This window comes from Rhizobacter fulvus (genome assembly GCF_964020785.1).
The window spans coordinates 3,273,044-3,290,418 of sequence record NZ_OZ224516.1 but is presented as its reverse complement, the minus strand read 5'-3'; the positions used below and the strand labels follow the sequence as shown (position 1 = coordinate 3,290,418).

Here is a 17,375-nt window from a genome sequence, read left to right as displayed (position 1 = left end):
ATCAGGCCTTCTGACCGCCCAGCCTTCGCACCCGCCGCATCACACCACGCGAGTAGCGCAGCACCGCGGGCGGCACCCACTGCGCGAGATACTGATCGCGGCGCAGCGCAGCGGCCTCGCGACGGATCTGCGCGTCATCGCCGGGGCGCGCCGCGTACATCGTCGACAGATTGGGCACCTCCTCGTAGATCGCCTTCGACGCGGTGTAGTAGTACAGCGCGACAGACCGGCGGAGCACCCCGTCGGGCGTCGTGAGCGGATCGGGATGACCGTGGTACGAATCGGCGTCGGTATTGAAGATCACGCAGCGATTAAAGATCGGCGCCACGCTCTTGACCTTGGCTTTCATGTCGCGGCTCCACAGTTCAAGCGAACCGTTGTACTCGTCGCGCCAGTTCTCGTTGAGGTAGATGATCACGTTCATCCGCCGGCTCAGGTGCAGGCGATTGTTGATCCGGAAATCGGCGTGGATGCCCAGCTTGCCGCCCCGGCCGATCTCATGAAAGCCGCCGCCGACGAAGTACGGGTCGGGGAGCAGTCCCTCCATCGACGAGAGCCCCTCGAGAAACTCGAGGAAGGGCTGCGAATTGAAGAAGTCGAACGCTCGGCGGCAATAGTCATCGCAATCGGCCGGCAAGATCTGGCGCTTGTGATGACCCGCATAGCCTGCGTCGAACACCACGTCTGATGCCAACTTGTCCTGTGGGAAGTGCTCGAGCAACCCATGCAGCAGCTCCGGCGGCAGGAAGTTCTCGAGCACGATGTGGGGGAACGGCTCAGCGAAACAGTAGTCGCTCGACAGCGACTCGCCGATCTGGCGCGCCCGGGCCGGGTCGAGCTTGAGTCCGTCCGCAACGTCGATAGGCAATACTGGAGTCACACGCGTTCCTAACCTGCTGAATTCATTGAGCATTTAAGTATATCGACGCAGGATCAGAGATCGCGGCGACATCGGGCGAATCCCGTGCAGTGATGCGCACCCGCCCGCTCCCCGATCACACACGCCCTTACACCAGCACCCGCTCGATCCCGCCGTCGTTCGCGCGCTCCACGTAATCCGGCATCCAGTCCGCACCGAGAATCTGGTTCGCCATTTCGACCACGATGTAGTCGGCCTTGAGCAGGCCGTTGGTCAGGTCGCCGGTGTAGCGTGACAGGCCCTGGAGGCAACTCGGGCAGGACGTGAGGATCTTGACCGGCCCCTTCTCGGCAACGGCGCCGGTCGCACGCAGCGCGGCTTCGTCCTTGCGCAATTCCTCTTCCTTGCGGAACCGAACCTGGGTGGAAATGTCGGGACGCGTCACGCCCAGCGTGCCGCTTTCGCCGCAGCAGCGTTTGCTCTCGCGCACGTTGGGCCCGACCAGCGCCTTGACCGTCTTCATCGGCTCCTGCAGCTTCATCGGCGTGTGGCAAGGGTCGTGATAGAGATAGCCGCCGCCGGAGGCCGCCCCGAGCGTGATGCCCTTCTCGAGCAGGTACTCGTGGATGTCGATGATCCGGCAGCCCGGGAAGATCTTGTCGAACTGGTAGCCCTGCAGCTGGTCGTAGCAGGTGCCGCAGCTGACCACCACGGTCTTGATGTCGAGGTAGTTCAGCGTGTTCGCCACGCGATGGAACAGCACCCGGTTGTCGGTGATGATCTTCTCGGCCTTGTCGAATTGCCCCGAGCCGCGCTGGGGGTAGCCGCAGCACAGGTACCCGGGCGGCAGCACCGTCTGCACGCCGGCGTGCCAGAGCATCGCCTGCGTCGCCAGACCCACCTGCGAGAACAAGCGCTCAGAACCGCAGCCCGGGAAGTAGAAGACGGCCTCGGTCTCGCTGGTTGTCGTCTTCGGGTCGCGGATGATCGGGACGTAGTCCTTGTCCTCGATGTCGAGCAGCGCGCGCGCCGTCTTCTTCGGCAGACCGCCCGGCATCTTCTTGTTGATGAAGTGGATGACCTGTTCCTTGATCGGCGCGGTGCCGACGGTGGAAGGGGGTGCCGCCGTCTGCTTGTTCGCCAGCCCGCGCAGCAGGTTGTTGGCGATGCGCTGGGCCTTGAAGCCGATGTCGACCATGCCGACGCGCAGCATCTTGATCGTCTCGGGATTGGTCGCGTTCAGGAACATCATCGCCATCTTGTTGCCCGGGCGGAAGCTCTTCTTGCCCATCTTGGTCAACAGGTTGCGCATGTTCATCGACACGTCGCCGAAGTCGATGTTCACCGGGCACGGGCTCAGGCACTTGTGGCAGACGGTGCAGTGGTCCGCCACGTCCTCGAACTCCTCCCAGTGCTTGATGCTGACGCCGCGGCGCGTCTGCTCTTCGTACAGGAACGCCTCGACCAGCAGCGAGGTCGCGAGGATCTTGTTGCGCGGGCTATACAGCAGGTTCGCGCGCGGCACGTGCGTGGCGCACACCGGCTTGCACTTGCCGCAGCGCAGGCAGTCCTTCACCGAATTGGCGATCTCGCCGATGTCGCTGCGCTGCATGATCAGCGACTCGTGGCCCATCAGCCCGAAGCTCGGCGTGTAGGCGTTGGTCAGGTCGGCCTTCAAGCCTTCGCCGCGCAGCAGCTTGCCCTTGTTGAAGCGTCCTTCCGGGTCGACGCGCAACTTGTACGCGGTGAACTCCGCCATCTCCGCCTCGGTGAGGAACTCGAGCTTCGTGATGCCGATGCCGTGCTCGCCCGAGATCACGCCGTCGAGACTGCGTGCGAGCTTCATGATGCGCGCGACCGCCTCGTGCGCGGTCTGCAGCATCTCGTAGTTGTCCGAGTTCACCGGGATATTGGTGTGCACGTTGCCATCGCCAGCGTGCATGTGCAACGCCACCCAGACCCGGCCCTTCAGTACCTGGCCGTGGATCTTCTGGCACTCGTCGACGATGGGCTTCAGCGCCGCGCCGGCAAAGATGCTCTGCAACGGCGCGCGGATCTGCGTCTTCCACGACGCGCGCAGCGAATGATCCTGCAGTTCCTCGAAATACGTGCGCGTCGCGTTCGGCTCCTTCACGTCGAGATGCGTCAGCCAGTGCTGCCATTCGGCACCGACCTCGCGGATCAGGGAGAGCGCCTGCTGCACCCGGTCCTCGAGCAGCTCGGCCGACGCGATCTCGCCGGCGTCGTCGCTCTTGCCCAGCGGCAGGTCGCCCTTCTCGAAGAGCGCCTCGAGCGCCTCGACGAGCGCGAGCTTGTTGCGCAGGCTCAGCTCGATGTTGATGCGCTCGATGCCCTCGGTGTACTCGCCCATCCGCGGCAACGGGATCACGACGTCCTCGTTCACCTTGAACGCGTTCGTGTGCTTGCTGATCGCGGCGGTGCGCTTGCGGTCGAGCCAGAACTTCTTGCGCGCCTCGGGGCTGATCGCGACGAAGCCCTCGCCGGCGCGCCCGTTGGCCAGTCGCACGACCTCGCTCGTGGCGCGGGCGACTACGTCGGCGTCGTCGCCGGCGATGTCGCCGAACAGCACCATCTTCGGCAGACCGCCGCGCTTGCTCTTGGTCGCGTAGCCGACCGCCTTCAGGTAGCGGTCGTCGAGGTGTTCCAGTCCGGCCAAAATCGCGCCGCCCCGCTTGGCCTCGGCGAACATGAAGTCCTTGATGTCGACAATCGACGGCACCGCGTCCTTGGCGTTGCCGAAGAACTCGAGGCACACCGTGCGCGTGTGCGCCGGCATCTTGTGCACGACCCAGCGTGCGCTGGTGATCAGGCCGTCGCAGCCTTCCTTCTGGATGCCCGGCAGGCCAGCGAGGAACTTGTCCGTCACGTCCTTGCCGAGGCCTTCCTTGCGGAAGACGCGGCCCGGGATCTCGAGCTGCTCGGTGCGCTCCAGCGTCTTGCCCGAGGCGTCGAAGTAGCGCAACTCGAAGCTTGCCACGTCGACATCGTGGATCTTGCCCATGTTGTGGTTCAGCCGCGTGATCTCGAGCCACTTGGCCTCGGGCGTGACCATGCGCCACGACGCCAGGTTGTCGAGCGCGGTGCCCCACAGCACGGCCTTCTTGCCGCCCGCGTTCATCGCCACGTTGCCGCCGATGCACGAGGCCTCGGCCGACGTCGGATCGACCGCGAACACGAAGCCGCCGCGCTCGGCCGCATCGGCGACGCGTTGGGTGACGACGCCGGCCTCGGTCCAGATGGTCGCGACCTCGCGGTCCATGCCGGGCAGCGTCCGCATCTCGACCTCGGTCATCGCCTCCAGCTTCTCGGTGTTGATGACCGCGCTGTTCCACGTCAGCGGGATCGCGCCACCGGTGTAGCCGGTACCGCCGCCGCGCGGGATGATCGTCAGGCCCAGTTCGACGCAGCCCTTCACCAGACCGGCCATTTCGGCCTCGGTGTCGGGGGTCAGCACGACGAACGGGTACTCGACGCGCCAGTCGGTCGCGTCGGTCACGTGCGAGACGCGCGACAGGCCGTCGAACTTGATGTTGTCTTTGGCGGTCACGCGGCCCAGCACCTTCGCGGTGCGGCGGCGCAATTCGGCCACCGCCTCGAACTGCTGGGCAAACGCGGTGACCGAGGCACTCGCCAGTTGCAGCAATTCGCCGACCGCCGCATCGCGCTGCGGATCGGCCGCCGGCGTGCGGCGCTTCTCGACCTCGCCCAGCCGGTGATGCAGCGCATCGATCAGCAGACCTCGGCGACGCGGGTTGTCGAGCAGGTCGTCCTGCAGGTACGGGTTGCGCTGCACGACCCAGATGTCACCGAGCACCTCGTACAGCATGCGTGCCGACCGACCGGTGTTGCGCTCATCGCGCAGGCGGCTCAGCACCTCCCAGGCACGCGCGCCAAGCAGCCGGATCACGATCTCGCGGTCGGAGAACGAGGTGTAGTTGTACGGAATCTCGCGCAGGCGCGGCGCATGCTTCGCGGCTTGCGCCGCGGCGGTGATCTGGCTCAGCGGAGTGGGTGCGTTCATGGGGACCGGGCGCCTGTTTGCACCCGCGTTGGCACTTGAGGGCCGATGTTACCGCAGGCCATGTGGCACCGCAGCAATGCGGATTCGCACCACTGCGGTACGCCGCTGCGGATGGACCTGAGGTTCATCCCAATTGCGACACCCGGGCTTCACAGCGATAAACGCGCCTGTCATCAAGCGGACGCACACTTCGGGGTTGGCCACGAGCCCATCCCCAAACCTTCACGGAGCTGTCATGAAATTCAAATCTCTCGCAATCGCCTGCGGCGCCTTCGCGCTGGCCCTGTCGGGCCCGGCCCAGGCCCAGGTCGAGGTCCAGTGGTGGCATTCGATGACTGGCGGCCTGAACGAATGGGTCAACGACCTGGCCAAGGAGTTCAACGCCAGCCAGAAGGACTACAAGGTCGTGCCCACCTTCAAGGGCAACTACGACGAGGCGATGACGGCCGCGATGGCCGCCTTCCGCGCCGGCAACGCACCGCACATCCTGCAGGTGTTCGAGGTCGGTACCGCGACGATGATGGCGTCCAAGGGCGCAATCAAGCCGGTCGGCGAGGTGATGAAGCAAAGCGGCGTGGCGTTCGACCCGAAGGCCTACGTGCCGGCGGTGGCGGGCTACTACACCGCGTCGAACGGCGAGATGCTCTCGTTCCCGTTCAACAGCTCGACGACGATCTTCTATTACAACAAGGACGCCTTCAAGGCCGCCGGCCTCGACCCGAACAAGGCGCCGAGCACCTGGCCCGAGGTGGTCGCCGCAGCCGCCAAGCTCAAGGCCAACGGCAGCAAGTGCCCCTACAGCACCAGCTGGATGAGCTGGGTGCACCTCGAAAGCTTCTCGCTCTGGCACAACACGCTGTTCGCGACGCAGAACAACGGCTTCGGCGGCCCGAGCGCGCGGCTGGCGTTCAACTCGCCGCTGCACCTGCGCCACTTCGAGAACCTGGCCAACATGGCCAAGCAGGGTCTGTTCGTCTACAAGGGCCGCGCCAGCGTCGCGGTCCCGTCGTTCGTGTCGGGCGAGTGCGCGATGTTCACCGGCTCGTCCGGCTCGTATGCCGACGTGGCCAAGGGCGCGAAGTTCGCCTACGGCTTGGCCCCGCTGCCGTACTATCCGGACGTGGCTGGCGCGCCGCAGAACACCGCGATCGGCGGCGCCAGCCTGTGGGTGATGGCGGGCAAGAAGCCGGCCGAGTACAAGGGCGTGGCCGAGTTCTTCAAGTACCTCTCCAACCCCGAAGTGCAATCGGCCAGCCACAAGCGCACCGGCTACCTGCCGATCACGATGGCCGCCTACCAGCTGACCGAGAAGTCCGGGTTCTACAAGGACAAGCCCGGCACCGACGTGGCGGTGACGCAGATGATCCGCAAGACCACCGACAAGTCGCGCGGCATCCGCCTGGGCAACTTCGTGCAGATCCGTACCATCCTCGACGAAGAGACGGAAGCGATCTGGTCGGGCAAGAAGGAGCCGAAGCAGGCGCTCGAAGACGCGATGAAGCGCGGCAACGAGCAGCTCGAACGTTTCGAGAAGGCCAGCAAGGCCACCGCCGCCCAGTGAGCTGCCGGGCGATCCGTCGCCCTCCGACCGATCCGACCCCGCCGGCCTCTCCGGCGGGGTCGTTTCATTGACAGAATCCGAGCCTCATGGAAAAGCGCGTTCGCTTTCAATCCGCCTGGTTGCCGTGGGTGCTGCTGACCCCGCAGGTGATCATCATCGCGGTGTTCTTCTTCTGGCCGGCAGCACAGGCGGTGCTGCAGTCCATGCAGGTGCAGGACAGCTTCGGCCTGTCGACCGAATGGGCCGGTCTCGCCAACTTCAAGCAGCTGTTCGGCGACTCGGCTTACCTCGAGTCGTTCAAGGTCACCGCGATCTTCTCGGTGCTGGTGGCCGTGCTCGGCATCGCGATCTCGCTGGTGCTGGCGATCTTCGCCGACCGCATCATCAAGGGCGCGCTGGCCTACAAGACGATGCTGATCGTGCCGTATGCCGTCGCCCCCGCGGTGGCCGGCGTGCTGTGGGTCTTCATGTTCTCGCCGTCGATCGGCGTGGTGTCGTACGGCCTGGCCAAGTTCTTCGGCTTCGACTGGAACCACCTGCTGAACTCCACCCACGCGATGACGCTGGTGGTCGCCGCCGCCGTGTGGAAGCAGATCTCGTACAACTTCCTGTTTTTCCTGGCCGGTCTGCAGTCCATCCCGAAATCGCTGATCGAGGCGGCGGCGATCGACGGGGCGCGGCCGTGGCGGCGCTTCTGGTCGATCCAGTTCCCGCTGCTGACGCCGACCACGTTCTTCCTGCTCGTGATCAACATGGTCTACGCGTTCTTCGACACCTTCGCGATCGTCGACGCCACCACCCAGGGCGGCCCGGGCCGCGACACCGTGATCATGGTCTACAAGGTCTACCAGGACGGCGTGAAGGGCGGCGACATCGGCAGTTCGGCGGCACAGTCCGTCGTGCTGATGTTGATCGTCGTGTCGCTCACGGTGCTCCAGTTCCGCTACGTCGAGAAGAAAGTGAATTACTGAGATGGTCGAGCGCCGCGCCACGCTGGGCATCCTCGCCCACGCCATCATGATTCTGGGGATGCTGATCGTCGCGTTCCCGCTCTACCTCGCGTTCGTCGCGTCGACCCACGAGGCTCAGGAGATCGTGCAGGCGCCGATGCCGCTGCTGCCCGGCACGCACTTCTGGGAGAACTACAGCGCCGCCCTCACCGGCCACGGCGGCGGTGCGGGCTCGAATGCGCCGGTCGGGCGGATGATGTGGGTCAGCCTGGTCACCGCGCTGGTGATCACCTTCGGCAAGATCGCGGTCTCGCTGCTGTCGGCGTTCGCGCTGGTGTATTTCCGCTTCCCGCTGCGCGGGCTGTTCTTCTGGGCGATCTTCGTCACGCTGATGCTGCCGGTCGAAGTGCGCATCCTGCCCACCTACAAGGTCGTTTCCGACCTCGGCATGCTCAACAGCTACGCCGGCCTGACGATCCCGCTGATCGCCTCGGCGACCGCGACCTTCCTGTTCCGGCAGTTCTTCCTGACGGTGCCGGAAGAACTCGTCGAGGCCGCGCGCATCGACGGCGCGGGGCCGATGCGCTTCTTCTGGGACATCCTTCTTCCGCTGTCGAAGACCTCGATCGCCGCCCTGTTCGTGATCCAGTTCATCTACGGCTGGAACCAGTACCTGTGGCCGCTGCTCGCGACCACCAGCGAAGACATGTACCCGGTCGTCGTCGGCATCAAGCGCATGATCGCCGGCGGTGATTCCGGGAACGAGTGGAACATCGTGATGGCCACCGCGATCATGGCGATGCTGCCGCCGGCGATCGTCGTGATCTTCATGCAGCGCTGGTTCGTCAAGGGCCTGGTCGACACCGAAAAATAGAACTCCAGCAGAAGACACGCACATGGCATCCATCTCCCTTCGCAACGTCGTCAAGCGCTACGGCACCGGCCCGAAGGCCAACCCGGTCATCCACGGCGTCAGCGCCGAGATCGCCGACCACGAGTTCATCGTCATCGTCGGTCCGTCGGGTTGCGGCAAGTCGACCCTGCTGCGCATGGTCGCCGGCCTCGAGGAAATCACCGAGGGCGAGATCGCGATCGGCGGGCGCGTCGTCAACGACACCGAGCCGAGCGAGCGCGACATCGCGATGGTGTTCCAGAACTACGCGCTCTACCCGCACATGAGCGTGTTCGACAACATGGCCTACGGCCTGAAGATCGCGAAGGTGCCGCTCGACGAGATCAAGGTCCGCGTCGACAAGGCCGCGAAGATCCTCGAGCTCGGCCCCTACCTGCAACGCAAGCCGCGCGAGCTGTCCGGCGGCCAGCGCCAGCGGGTCGCGATGGGCCGGGCAATCGTGCGCCAGCCGCAGGTGTTCCTGTTCGACGAGCCGCTGTCCAACCTCGACGCGAAGCTGCGCGCACAAACCCGCCTCGAGATCCAGAAGCTGCATGCCGAACTGGGCGTCACCTCGCTGTTCGTCACGCACGACCAGGTCGAGGCGATGACGCTGGCGCAGCGCATGATCGTGATGAACGCCGGTCGCATGGAACAGATCGGCACGCCGGACGAGGTCTATCACCATCCGGCATCGACCTTCGTCGCCAGCTTCATCGGCTCGCCACCGATGAACCTGCTGAAGGGCCAGGCCGACGGCTCGCGATTCACGGCGGGCGGCCAGACACTGTCGCTGCCGGCCGCCGCGCCGCGCAGCGGCGAGTTGATCCTCGGCCTGCGCCCCGAACACACCGAGCTGAGCCAGACCGGCTCGGCCGGCTGGCCGCTGAAGGTCGAGGCGCTGGAGATGCTGGGTGCCGAACGCCTGGTGTACGGCCATGTCGGCGATTCGCTGTTCACGGTGCGGCTCGATGCGACGCTGGTGCCGCCGAAGGTCGGCGACATGGTGGCGCTGACGACCACGCCCGAGCACCTGCACTGGTTCGACGCGGCGACGACCCAGCGGGTGTGAGCACGATGCAGCCGTGGCCCTACCCGCTCTGGATCGCGCACCGCGGCGCCGGCAAGCTCGCACCGGAGAACACGCTCGCGGCCTTCCGCCTCGGCGCCGCGCTCGGCTATCGCGCGTTCGAATGCGACGTGAAGCTGAGCGCGGACGGCGTGCCGTTCCTGCTGCACGACGCGACGCTCGAACGCACGTCGTCCGGCACGGGCACGGCGGCGCTCGTCGACTGGAGCGGGCTGTCGCGCCTGGACGCCGGTGGCTGGCACAGTCGCGGCTACGCTGGCGAGCCTCTTCCCACGCTCGAGGCCATCGCCGCGTACTGCATCCGCAACGGCTTTGCGCTGAACATCGAGATCAAGCCCACCCCGGGCGCCGAAGTGGAAACGGGCGGCGTGGTCGCCGCGGAGGCCGCGCGCTTGTGGGCGGGCCAGACGCTGCCCCCTCTGCTCAGCTCGTTCCGCCCCGACGCACTGCAGGCGGCCCGCGAGGCCGCACCCGCGCTGCCGCGCGCGCTCCTGCTCGATACGCTGCGCGATGGCTGGTTGGACGAACTCCACACATTGCAATGCGTGGCCGCGGTGACGAACCACCAGATCATGGACGCCGCGTTGATCACCCGGCTTCACGCCGCCGATCTGCGTGCGCTGGTCTACACCGTCAATGAAACGGCCGACGCCGAGCGCCTCGCCGCACTCGGCATCGATGGCCTGATCACCGACACGGTCGACCGCTTCTCGCCCGGTCCGAGCGGCGTGCGCACCTAGGCCGATGCGCGCGCCGCGGCGGTGAGCGCGTAGACGCGCGTGTCGCGCGGCTCGCCCAGCGGGTTCAGCGCGTCGCTTCGCAGCGTGCCCTCCAGCGCGAATCCGGCGCGTTCGGCCACCTTCCAGCTGCGCACGTTCGTGTCGTCCATGCGCACTTCGACGCGCCGCGCCTGCAGTGTGTCGAACGCACAGCGCGTGAGTGCCCGCGCCGCCTCCGTGACATATCCGTGCCCTTGCCGGCTGGAGCGGCACCAGTAGCCCAGCTCGAAGCGGCGAACGCGCCAGTCGATTCGGTGCAAGCCGGTGCCGCCGACGAAGGCGCCCTCGCTGCCATCCGCATCCCGCTCGAACATGAACAGCGCCAGGTCCTCGCGCAGCAGGAACTTGCCCTGTATGCGGCGGCAATCGGCTTCGCTCTGGACGAGCGACGGCGCGGTCTGCGCCCACGGCATGAAGACGCGCAGATGGTCAAGCGATTCGCAGACCGCCGCGTTCAGCGCCGCGGCATCGTCGGCACGCGGCAGCCGCACGATCAGTCGGTCGGTCTCGATGCGCTCCGGCACCGGTTCGAGCAAAGGATCCATCACACGTCCTCCTGTCAGACGGGTTCGATCGCAGGGCGCGCGGACCGCACATCGGCCTCGGCGCCCAGCCAGTCGTGCTCGCTTTCGGGCTTGGGCAGGGCCCGCACCCGGCGGATCACCGGCGCGCGCCACGCCAGCAGCGCGAGCAGCAAGGCGCCACCACCCGCGAAGCCGAGCGCCGCGCGCAACCCGAACTGTTCTCCGAGCCAGCCGCCGAGCAGCGCGCCGGGGCCCGCGGGGATCAGGATCAACCAGCGCATCGTGCTCGTCATGCGCCCGAGCAAGTGCGGCGGCGTCACCGCCTGGCGAAGCGCCAGGAAGTTGATGAACACCAGCACCGCGCCGGTCGAGAACAGCATCAGCATCAGCGCGAACGCGGCGACTCCGAACGGCCCGACCGGTGCCACCGCCAGCAGCAGCCAGCCCGCGCCGCAGATCGCGACACCGAGCACCAGGCAGGGGCCGGGGCCGACCCGTGCACTGACGCGCCGGCCGACGACACTCGCCAGGATCGTGCCGACGCCCATGCCCATGTAGCTCAACCCGACCGCCTGCTCCGACAAGCCGAGCGTGCGCGTGGCGAAAAGGATCTGCACGACGACCGCGGCGTTGTGGCACATCTGCCAGACACCCACCGCGAGCGCGAGCGCGACCAGCAAGCGGTGCCGCAGCACGAAGCGAACGCCGGCACGCAGGTCGCGCATGAAATGGGCGTCGGCGCGCGGCCGCAGGTCCTCGACCACCACGATGCCGCGCAGGATCGCGGCCGAGACCAGCAGCAGCACCGCGTCGACCAGGAGCGCCAGCGGTGCGCCGACCAGCTTGATCAACGCGCCGGCCAGCCCCGGCCCGGCCACTTCGGCCCCCGAACCGGCGAGCGCATTCTTGGCGTGCGCCTCGACCAGCCGCTCGCGCGCGACCACCTGCGTCAGCACGATCTGCGCGGCCGTTCCGGCGATCGTGAAGACCGTGCCGAGCAGGAACGCACAGGCGTACATCCACCCCATCGAGAGCCAGCCCATCCACCAGGCGAACGGCACGCTGGCGACGACGACCGCGAGCAGCGTCTCGCCGGCGATGTAGACCGGCAGCTTGCGCACCCGGTCCAGCCAGACGCCGGTCGGCAGCGAGAACAGCACGAACGGCGCGATCTCCATCGCGGTCAGCAGCCCCATCTGGGTCGGGCTCGCGTGCAGCAGCACGGCCGCCGTCAGCGGCAGCGCCAGCATCGTGACCTGCCCGCCGAACGAGCTGATCAGGATCGACGTCCACAGGCGCCGGTAGGTCGCGTCGCGCAGCAGATCGTCGGCCGGCAGGCGCAAGCGGCCTCGCCAGCCGCGAATCGAATTCAACAAGACCTGTCTCATGGTCCTCACCTCTTTCGTCTTCTTCTCGCGGCATCGGGTGAGATGCCCTGATGGGTCGGTGGACCCGGTGCAGCGAAAAGAAGGGGCGTGTTTCCGATTCTTCCGCCGAGTTCTCAGCGGAAGCTCCTGGTCAGAAGCGGATGCCGAGAGGACTAATGCGCAGCGCCGAACTGCTTCAGCAGCCCGCGTGCGATGCCGGCCGGAGAGGCCGGTCGTTTCGAGTCGACGACGACGAGCCCGGGCGCGATGCCAGAGTCGAGCCAGACCGCGCCGACGCACGACTCACCGCGTGAAGCGGTGCGGGCGTGGGAGTGGAAGGCGGGGCTCATGGGTGGGCGGGTCAAATCGAGCCGAGATGGTAGCAGCGGGCAGCGGGCGATGACAAGCCGGCCGGGCCGGTCGGCGTTGCGCCGCATCCACTGCTTCGATGAGGCGGCGGCGGACGCCTCGCTCAGCTGCGGTAATCAGCGTTGATCTTGACGTAGTCGTAGCTGAGGTCGCAGGTCCAGACCGTGGTGGATGCGGCGCCGCGGTGCAGGTCGATCCGCACCGTGATCTCGCTCTGCTTCATCACCCGGGCGCCGTCCTCCTCGCGGTAGGTCGCCAGCCGGCCACCGTTCTGGACGACCGCGACGTCGTCCAGGAACAGGTCGATCTTCGTCTGGTCGAGGTCGTCGATGCCGGCATAGCCTACCGCGGCGAGGATGCGGCCGAGGTTCGGGTCGCTGGCGAAGAACGCCGTCTTGACCAGCGGCGAATGCGCGATCGCGTAGGCAACCTGGCGGCACTCGGTCTCGGTCTTGCCGCCGTCGATCTGCACGCTGATGAACTTGGTGGCGCCCTCGCCGTCGCGCACGATCGCCTGGGCGAGTCGGCGCGCGACCGCCACCACGGCGTCGCGCAGGCGCCGGCCGTCGCCGCTCTCGAACTGCGTGATCTCGGCGTGCCCGGCCTGGCCGGTGGCGATCAGCAGGAACGAGTCGTTGGTCGAGGTGTCGCCGTCGATCGTGATGCGGTTGAAGGACTGGTCCGCGGCGTCGGTGACCAGCGCCTGCACCAGCGCCGGCGCGATCACCGCGTCGGTCGCGACGAAGCCCAGCATCGTCGCCATGTTCGGCCGGATCATCCCGGCGCCCTTGCTGATGCCGGTGATGGTCACGGTACGGCCGCCGATCAGCAGTTGCGCGGAGGCGGCCTTCGGCACGGTGTCGGTGGTCATGATCGCCTCCGCCGCCTCGGCCCAGTGGTCGGCGCGCAGGTCGGCGATGGCCGCCGGCATGCCGGCGACGATGCGGTCGACCGGCAGGCTTTCCATGATCACGCCGGTCGAGAACGGCAGCACCTGCTCGGGCGCGATCTTCAGGTGGCCGGCCAGTGCGTTGCAGGTGGCGAACGCGCGGGCCAGCCCGTCCTCGCCAGTGCCGGCGTTGGCGTTGCCGGTGTTGATGACGATCGCCCGCGGCGCGGAGCCGCTGGCCAGGTGCGTACGGCACAACTGCACCGGGGCCGCGCAAAAGCGGTTGCGGGTGAACACGCCCGCCACGGTCGAGCCGGGGGCGATCGTCACCACCGTCAAGTCGCGCCGGTTCGCCTTGCGTACGCCGGCCATCGCAATGCCGAGCTCGACGCCGCGCACGGCGTACAGGGATTGGGGATCGGGGGCTTGCAGATTGACGGGCATGGCAGTCGATTCGAGCGGGGATGGCGGGGGATTGTGCATGCGGCCGCCCGACCCTGTAAGGCTTACGTATGGGCAAAGGTCGTGCACCTGCATTAGAGTCGGCCCGAAACATGCATCAGGTTGACGGTCCGTCGACAATTCGACGGCCGCACGGAATGCTGAATCACGTTGTCGGGAACCCATTGAATGCTGCCTTTCTTCGCTGACCTGGTGCTTCGCACCGACGAGGCGCGCCGAGATTTCGAGACCCATCCGGTCGTGCTGGACGCCGTCGCGCACGGCATGTCGATCGAGCGCTACCGCAAGCTGCTGCTGGAGCTGTACCAGGTGGTGTGGCACTTCAACCCGGTGTGCGCGGCGGCCGCGAGCCGCGTGACCGATGCCCATCGCCAGGTGCGCTACTTCCTGTACGAGCACATGCACGAGGAGTCCGGACACGAAGCGTGGGTGATGAACGACCTGGAAGCAGTGGGCGTCCAGCCGGACGACACCCGCGGTTACTGCCCGTCAGTGCATGTGCTCGCGCTCACCGGCTTCAATTACTGGTCGGCCGATCGGCGCCACCCGTGCTCGGTGCTCGGCATGATGTACGCGCTGGAGGTCATCGCCTCGGTCTATGGCGGCACGTTTTCGTCGGCGATCCGCGACTCCCTGCTGCTGGAAGGCGACCGCGGCGTCTCGTTCATCAGCTCGCATGCCACGATGGACGCCGAGCACATGATCGCACTTCGCCAGGTGCTCAACACGCTGACCGACGAGGCGGCGCGCGAGGCCATCATCGAGTCCACCCTCGTCAACTTCCAACAGATCACCGGGATCTTCGCGGCGATATGACCCCACACGAGAAAGCGCAGCTGACGGCGCTGATGACGCGCCCGTACAAGTACCTGCGACTGGAGTGGAACCCGGACCGGCAGGCGCTGCGCGTGCGCACCTACGTCAAGCCGATCCAGTGCTACAGCCTGGCGGGCATCGCCGAGATGCAACGGGTGCTCGACGACATCGAAGCCAGCCCTGGCCTGGTCAAGCACCTGGTCCTCACGTCCGACGTCACCGGCGTCTTCAACTTCGGCGGCGACCTGTCGCTGTTCGTGCTGCTGATCCGGGCGCGCGACGTGGATTCCCTGCGCATGTACGGCCGGCGCTGCGTGGAGATGGTGTGGTGGCTCGAGAACGCTTCCAAGCTGGGCGTGCACACGACGGTGCTGGTGCAGGGCGACACCTTGGGCGGCGGGCTCGAATCGGTGATGCCGTTCCACAAGATCATCTTCGAGCGCAGTGCTCAGGCCGGCTTCCCCGAGGTGCTGTTCAACCTGTTTCCGGGCATGGGCGCGTGGAACTTCGTGATCCGCAAGGCGGGGTTCTCGATCGCGAACGAGATGATCCTGTCGGGCCGCCTCTACACCGCCGAGCAGCTGATGCGGCGCCACCTGGTGGACGTCATCGTCGAGGACGGTGAGGGTGAGGCGGCGATCGAGGCGGTGCTGGCCCAGGTGCACCCGCGGCTGCGCGGCACGCTGGCGGCGCTGGAAGCCCGGCGCCTCGCGGCCCCGATCACGCGCGAGATGCTGATGGCGATCGTCGACCAGTGGACGACCTCGGCGCTGGACCTGAGCGACCGCGACCTGCGCCTGATGGAGCGGCTGGCGCGCGCCCAGGTGCGCAAGGCCGGAGACATCACCCGCGAAGGCGCCGTCGACGAGATCAAGCGCATGGAGCTGGATACGGCCTGGGGCGAGGAGCGCACCGGCATCACCGAGTGGTCGGCGCTCAACTGAGCGCCTGTCCACGGCCGTTCAGAGCCAGTTGCGCAGCAGCTCCAGCAGCTGCTCGCGCGTATAGGGCTTGGCCAGATGGCCATCCATGCCCGCCTCGCGCGAGCGCATCGCGTCTTCCTCGAATGCATCGGCGGTGAGCGCCAGGATCGGGACGCGGGGCGCCCCGCTCTTGGCCTCGCGGCTGCGGATCTCGCGCGCTGCCTGGTAGCCGTCCATCACCGGCATCTGGCAGTCCATCAGCACCACGTCGACATTGTTCAGTTCGAGTTGCGCCAGCGCTTCGATGCCGTCGGTCGCCTCGACGACGCTGACCCCGATCGACTGCAGCACCTCGCGCGCGATCATCCGGTTCACATCGTTGTCCTCGACGACCAGCACCACGCCCATCAGGCTCGACTCGCCGTCCAGGCCGCCGAGCGCCGACTCGCCCGGCGGCGCGTGCACGGTCTCGGGGTCGCGTTCCAGGTTCAGCGTGAAGCGGAAGCGCGAGCCGAAGCCCGGCCGGCTCTTGACCTCGATCGATCCGCCCATCGCCTGGACGATGGCCTGGCTGATCGCCAGCCCCAGCCCGGTGCCACCGCGCCGGCGACTGCGCGAACCGTCGACCTGATGGAATGGTTGGAACAGGTCCGGCTGCGCCTCGGCCGGGATGCCGATGCCGGTATCGCGGATCTCGAACGTGATGCCGACGCGCCTGTCGCGGGCCGGAACGGTGGACGGCGACAAGCGCAGCATCACGTCACCGCGCTCGGTGAACTTGATCGCATTCCCGACCAGATTGAGCAGCACCTGCTTGAGCCGCTGCGCATCGGTCAGCACCCAATCCTCGACATCGGGCTCGATGTCCAGGTTCAGCGTCAGCCCCTTGGCATCGGCATTGCCGCGGAACAGCGTCATCACCGAGAGCGCCATCGCATGCAGCGACACCGGCGCGTCGACGAGGCTGAGCTTGCCGGCCTCGATCTTCGAGTGGTCGAGCACGTCGTTCAGGATGCTCATCAGCGACGCGCTCGACTGAGACGCCGTGCGCACCAGGCGGCGCTGGTCCGGGTCGAGCACCGAGCGCCGCAGCAGCTCGAGCGAGCCCATCACCCCGTTCATCGGCGTGCGGATCTCGTGGCTCATCGTCGCCAGGAACTGCGACTTCGCGAGGTTCGCGCTCTCGGCGGATTCCTTGGCCAGCTGCAGCGACGCGTTCGCCGCATCGGCCTCGAGTGCGTGGCGAACGGCGCGCACGGTGGTGTCGCTGAACTGCTTCGCCGCCCGAACCATCGTGACGCCGTACAGCGCCACCAGCACCGCCAGCGGCACCGACCGCACCGACTCGGCGATCAGGGTGGCCAGGAACACGCTGCCCAGTTCGGGCACCGCGAGCCAAAGAAATGAGCGGCCCACCAGCGACATGAAGAACGCGGCTGTCGAGATCGAGCCGCAGGCGAACACCACATAGGCGGTGGCCGAGGTCCCGGACAAGTGCGCATAGATTCCGAACGAGCTCACGACCCACATCAGTCCGGCCAGCGCCGAGTTGCCCTCGAGCTGGCGCGTGGCGCGAGGCAGATCGGAATCCGGCAGGGTGTCGACATCGAAGCGGCGCGTGATCATGACGCGCCACACGCCGACCGCCATGCCGAGCAACGCGGTCGCGCCGGCGGCCACATAGAGGCCCGCGTAGTACCCCAAACCAGCCAGCACGACCACCGCGACGAGCTGCAACGGGACGCTGCGCGACGAGTTGTGCAGGGAGAGCCGCAACAACTCGCGTTGCACGGCCACATCGGTGACAGGGTCGTTGCTCATCCAGCGCCGAGCATAGCCTGCGCTGTGCGAC

At 66.9% G+C, this 17,375-nt stretch carries 14 protein-coding genes; 7 read left to right on the top strand and 7 right to left on the bottom strand.

Going from position 1 to position 17,375, the window contains the following annotated elements; translation table 11 throughout:
- Position 1 precedes the first annotated feature (1 nt).
- Together ACWH49_RS15765 and ACWH49_RS15760 are read right to left on the bottom strand one after the other, a co-directional pair.
- The gene (locus ACWH49_RS15765; RefSeq protein ID WP_448172308.1) at positions 2-913 is read right to left on the bottom strand and encodes a 2OG-Fe(II) oxygenase; all 912 of its coding nucleotides are present in this window, start codon (positions 911-913) and stop codon (positions 2-4) included.
- A 94-nt stretch (positions 914-1,007) separates the two neighbouring features.
- A complete protein-coding gene (locus ACWH49_RS15760; protein ID WP_448172307.1) occupies positions 1,008-4,901 on the bottom strand; it encodes a DUF3683 domain-containing protein in 3,894 nt (1,297 codons plus the stop codon).
- A gap of 235 nt (positions 4,902-5,136) precedes the next feature.
- Here ACWH49_RS15760 and ugpB point away from each other — a divergent pair, with 235 nt between their 5' ends.
- From ugpB to ugpQ, 5 genes are all read left to right on the top strand, one after another.
- Complete coding sequence (ugpB, locus tag ACWH49_RS15755; protein ID WP_448172306.1) at positions 5,137-6,462, top strand: sn-glycerol-3-phosphate ABC transporter substrate-binding protein UgpB; 1,326 nt, start codon at positions 5,137-5,139, stop codon at positions 6,460-6,462.
- Between the two features lie 86 nt (positions 6,463-6,548).
- Positions 6,549-7,433 carry a sn-glycerol-3-phosphate ABC transporter permease UgpA gene (ugpA, locus tag ACWH49_RS15750; protein WP_448172305.1) on the top strand — a complete coding sequence of 295 codons (885 nt, stop codon included), beginning with the start codon at positions 6,549-6,551 and terminating at the stop codon, positions 7,431-7,433.
- Position 7,434: 1 nt separating this feature from the next.
- Entirely contained in the window at positions 7,435-8,286 is an 852-nt protein-coding gene (gene ugpE, locus ACWH49_RS15745; protein ID WP_448172304.1) for a sn-glycerol-3-phosphate ABC transporter permease UgpE, read from the top strand.
- 22 nt (positions 8,287-8,308) lie between these two features.
- Entirely contained in the window at positions 8,309-9,376 is a 1,068-nt protein-coding gene (locus tag ACWH49_RS15740; RefSeq protein ID WP_448172303.1) for a sn-glycerol-3-phosphate import ATP-binding protein UgpC, read from the top strand.
- A gap of 5 nt (positions 9,377-9,381) precedes the next feature.
- Complete coding sequence (gene ugpQ, locus ACWH49_RS15735) at positions 9,382-10,134, top strand: glycerophosphodiester phosphodiesterase (protein WP_448172302.1); 753 nt, start codon at positions 9,382-9,384, stop codon at positions 10,132-10,134.
- On the opposite strand, the gene ACWH49_RS15730 is transcribed toward ugpQ, so the two are convergent.
- The 4 genes from ACWH49_RS15730 to argJ all read right to left on the bottom strand — a co-directional run bounded on the left by ACWH49_RS15730 (position 10,131) and on the right by argJ (position 13,766).
- Positions 10,131-10,718 (bottom strand): GNAT family N-acetyltransferase, encoded by a 588-nt coding sequence (locus ACWH49_RS15730; RefSeq protein WP_448172301.1) that lies wholly within the window; start codon positions 10,716-10,718, stop codon positions 10,131-10,133. The genes ugpQ and ACWH49_RS15730 overlap by 4 nt on opposite strands.
- 14 nt (positions 10,719-10,732) lie before the next feature.
- Positions 10,733-12,085 (bottom strand): MFS transporter, encoded by a 1,353-nt coding sequence (locus tag ACWH49_RS15725; protein ID WP_448172300.1) that lies wholly within the window; start codon positions 12,083-12,085, stop codon positions 10,733-10,735.
- Between the two features lie 152 nt (positions 12,086-12,237).
- Entirely contained in the window at positions 12,238-12,414 is a 177-nt protein-coding gene (locus tag ACWH49_RS15720) for a hypothetical protein (RefSeq protein WP_448172299.1), read from the bottom strand.
- Between the two features lie 122 nt (positions 12,415-12,536).
- On the bottom strand, positions 12,537-13,766 hold the full coding sequence (gene argJ, locus ACWH49_RS15715; RefSeq protein WP_448172298.1) for a bifunctional glutamate N-acetyltransferase/amino-acid acetyltransferase ArgJ: 1,230 nt from the start codon (positions 13,764-13,766) through the stop codon (positions 12,537-12,539).
- 186 nt (positions 13,767-13,952) lie between these two features.
- On the opposite strand from argJ, the gene ACWH49_RS15710 reads away from it, so the two are divergent.
- Together ACWH49_RS15710 and ACWH49_RS15705 are read left to right on the top strand one after the other, a co-directional pair.
- On the top strand, positions 13,953-14,600 hold the full coding sequence (locus ACWH49_RS15710) for an iron-containing redox enzyme family protein (protein WP_448172297.1): 648 nt from the start codon (positions 13,953-13,955) through the stop codon (positions 14,598-14,600).
- Positions 14,597-15,544 (top strand): crotonase/enoyl-CoA hydratase family protein, encoded by a 948-nt coding sequence (locus ACWH49_RS15705; protein ID WP_056461597.1) that lies wholly within the window; start codon positions 14,597-14,599, stop codon positions 15,542-15,544. The genes ACWH49_RS15710 and ACWH49_RS15705 overlap by 4 nt, the downstream gene beginning before the upstream one ends.
- Before the next feature lie 18 nt (positions 15,545-15,562).
- Here the strand turns inward: ACWH49_RS15705 and ACWH49_RS15700 are convergent, their stop codons facing one another.
- Positions 15,563-17,344, bottom strand: a complete 1,782-nt coding sequence (locus ACWH49_RS15700) for an ATP-binding protein (protein WP_448172296.1) — start codon at positions 17,342-17,344, stop codon at positions 15,563-15,565.
- Positions 17,345-17,375: the final 31 nt, after the last annotated feature.

Excerpts from the sequence above, each read along its gene's own strand:
- ACWH49_RS15765 (WP_448172308.1), bottom strand. The coding sequence starts at position 913 with ATGCTCAATGAATTCAGCAGGTTAGGAACGCGTGTGACTCCAGTATTG.
- ACWH49_RS15760 (WP_448172307.1), bottom strand. The coding sequence starts at position 4,901 with ATGAACGCACCCACTCCGCTGAGCCAGATCACCGCCGCGGCGCAAGCC.
- ugpB (WP_448172306.1), top strand. The coding sequence starts at position 5,137 with ATGAAATTCAAATCTCTCGCAATCGCCTGCGGCGCCTTCGCGCTGGCC.
- ugpA (WP_448172305.1), top strand. The coding sequence starts at position 6,549 with ATGGAAAAGCGCGTTCGCTTTCAATCCGCCTGGTTGCCGTGGGTGCTG.
- ugpE (WP_448172304.1), top strand. The coding sequence starts at position 7,435 with ATGGTCGAGCGCCGCGCCACGCTGGGCATCCTCGCCCACGCCATCATG.
- ACWH49_RS15740 (WP_448172303.1), top strand. The coding sequence starts at position 8,309 with ATGGCATCCATCTCCCTTCGCAACGTCGTCAAGCGCTACGGCACCGGC.
- ugpQ (WP_448172302.1), top strand. The coding sequence starts at position 9,382 with ATGCAGCCGTGGCCCTACCCGCTCTGGATCGCGCACCGCGGCGCCGGC.
- ACWH49_RS15730 (WP_448172301.1), bottom strand. The coding sequence starts at position 10,718 with ATGGATCCTTTGCTCGAACCGGTGCCGGAGCGCATCGAGACCGACCGA.
- ACWH49_RS15725 (WP_448172300.1), bottom strand. The coding sequence starts at position 12,085 with ATGAGACAGGTCTTGTTGAATTCGATTCGCGGCTGGCGAGGCCGCTTG.
- ACWH49_RS15720 (WP_448172299.1), bottom strand. The coding sequence starts at position 12,414 with ATGAGCCCCGCCTTCCACTCCCACGCCCGCACCGCTTCACGCGGTGAG.
- argJ (WP_448172298.1), bottom strand. The coding sequence starts at position 13,766 with ATGCCCGTCAATCTGCAAGCCCCCGATCCCCAATCCCTGTACGCCGTG.
- ACWH49_RS15710 (WP_448172297.1), top strand. The coding sequence starts at position 13,953 with ATGCTGCCTTTCTTCGCTGACCTGGTGCTTCGCACCGACGAGGCGCGC.
- ACWH49_RS15705 (WP_056461597.1), top strand. The coding sequence starts at position 14,597 with ATGACCCCACACGAGAAAGCGCAGCTGACGGCGCTGATGACGCGCCCG.
- ACWH49_RS15700 (WP_448172296.1), bottom strand. The coding sequence starts at position 17,344 with ATGAGCAACGACCCTGTCACCGATGTGGCCGTGCAACGCGAGTTGTTG.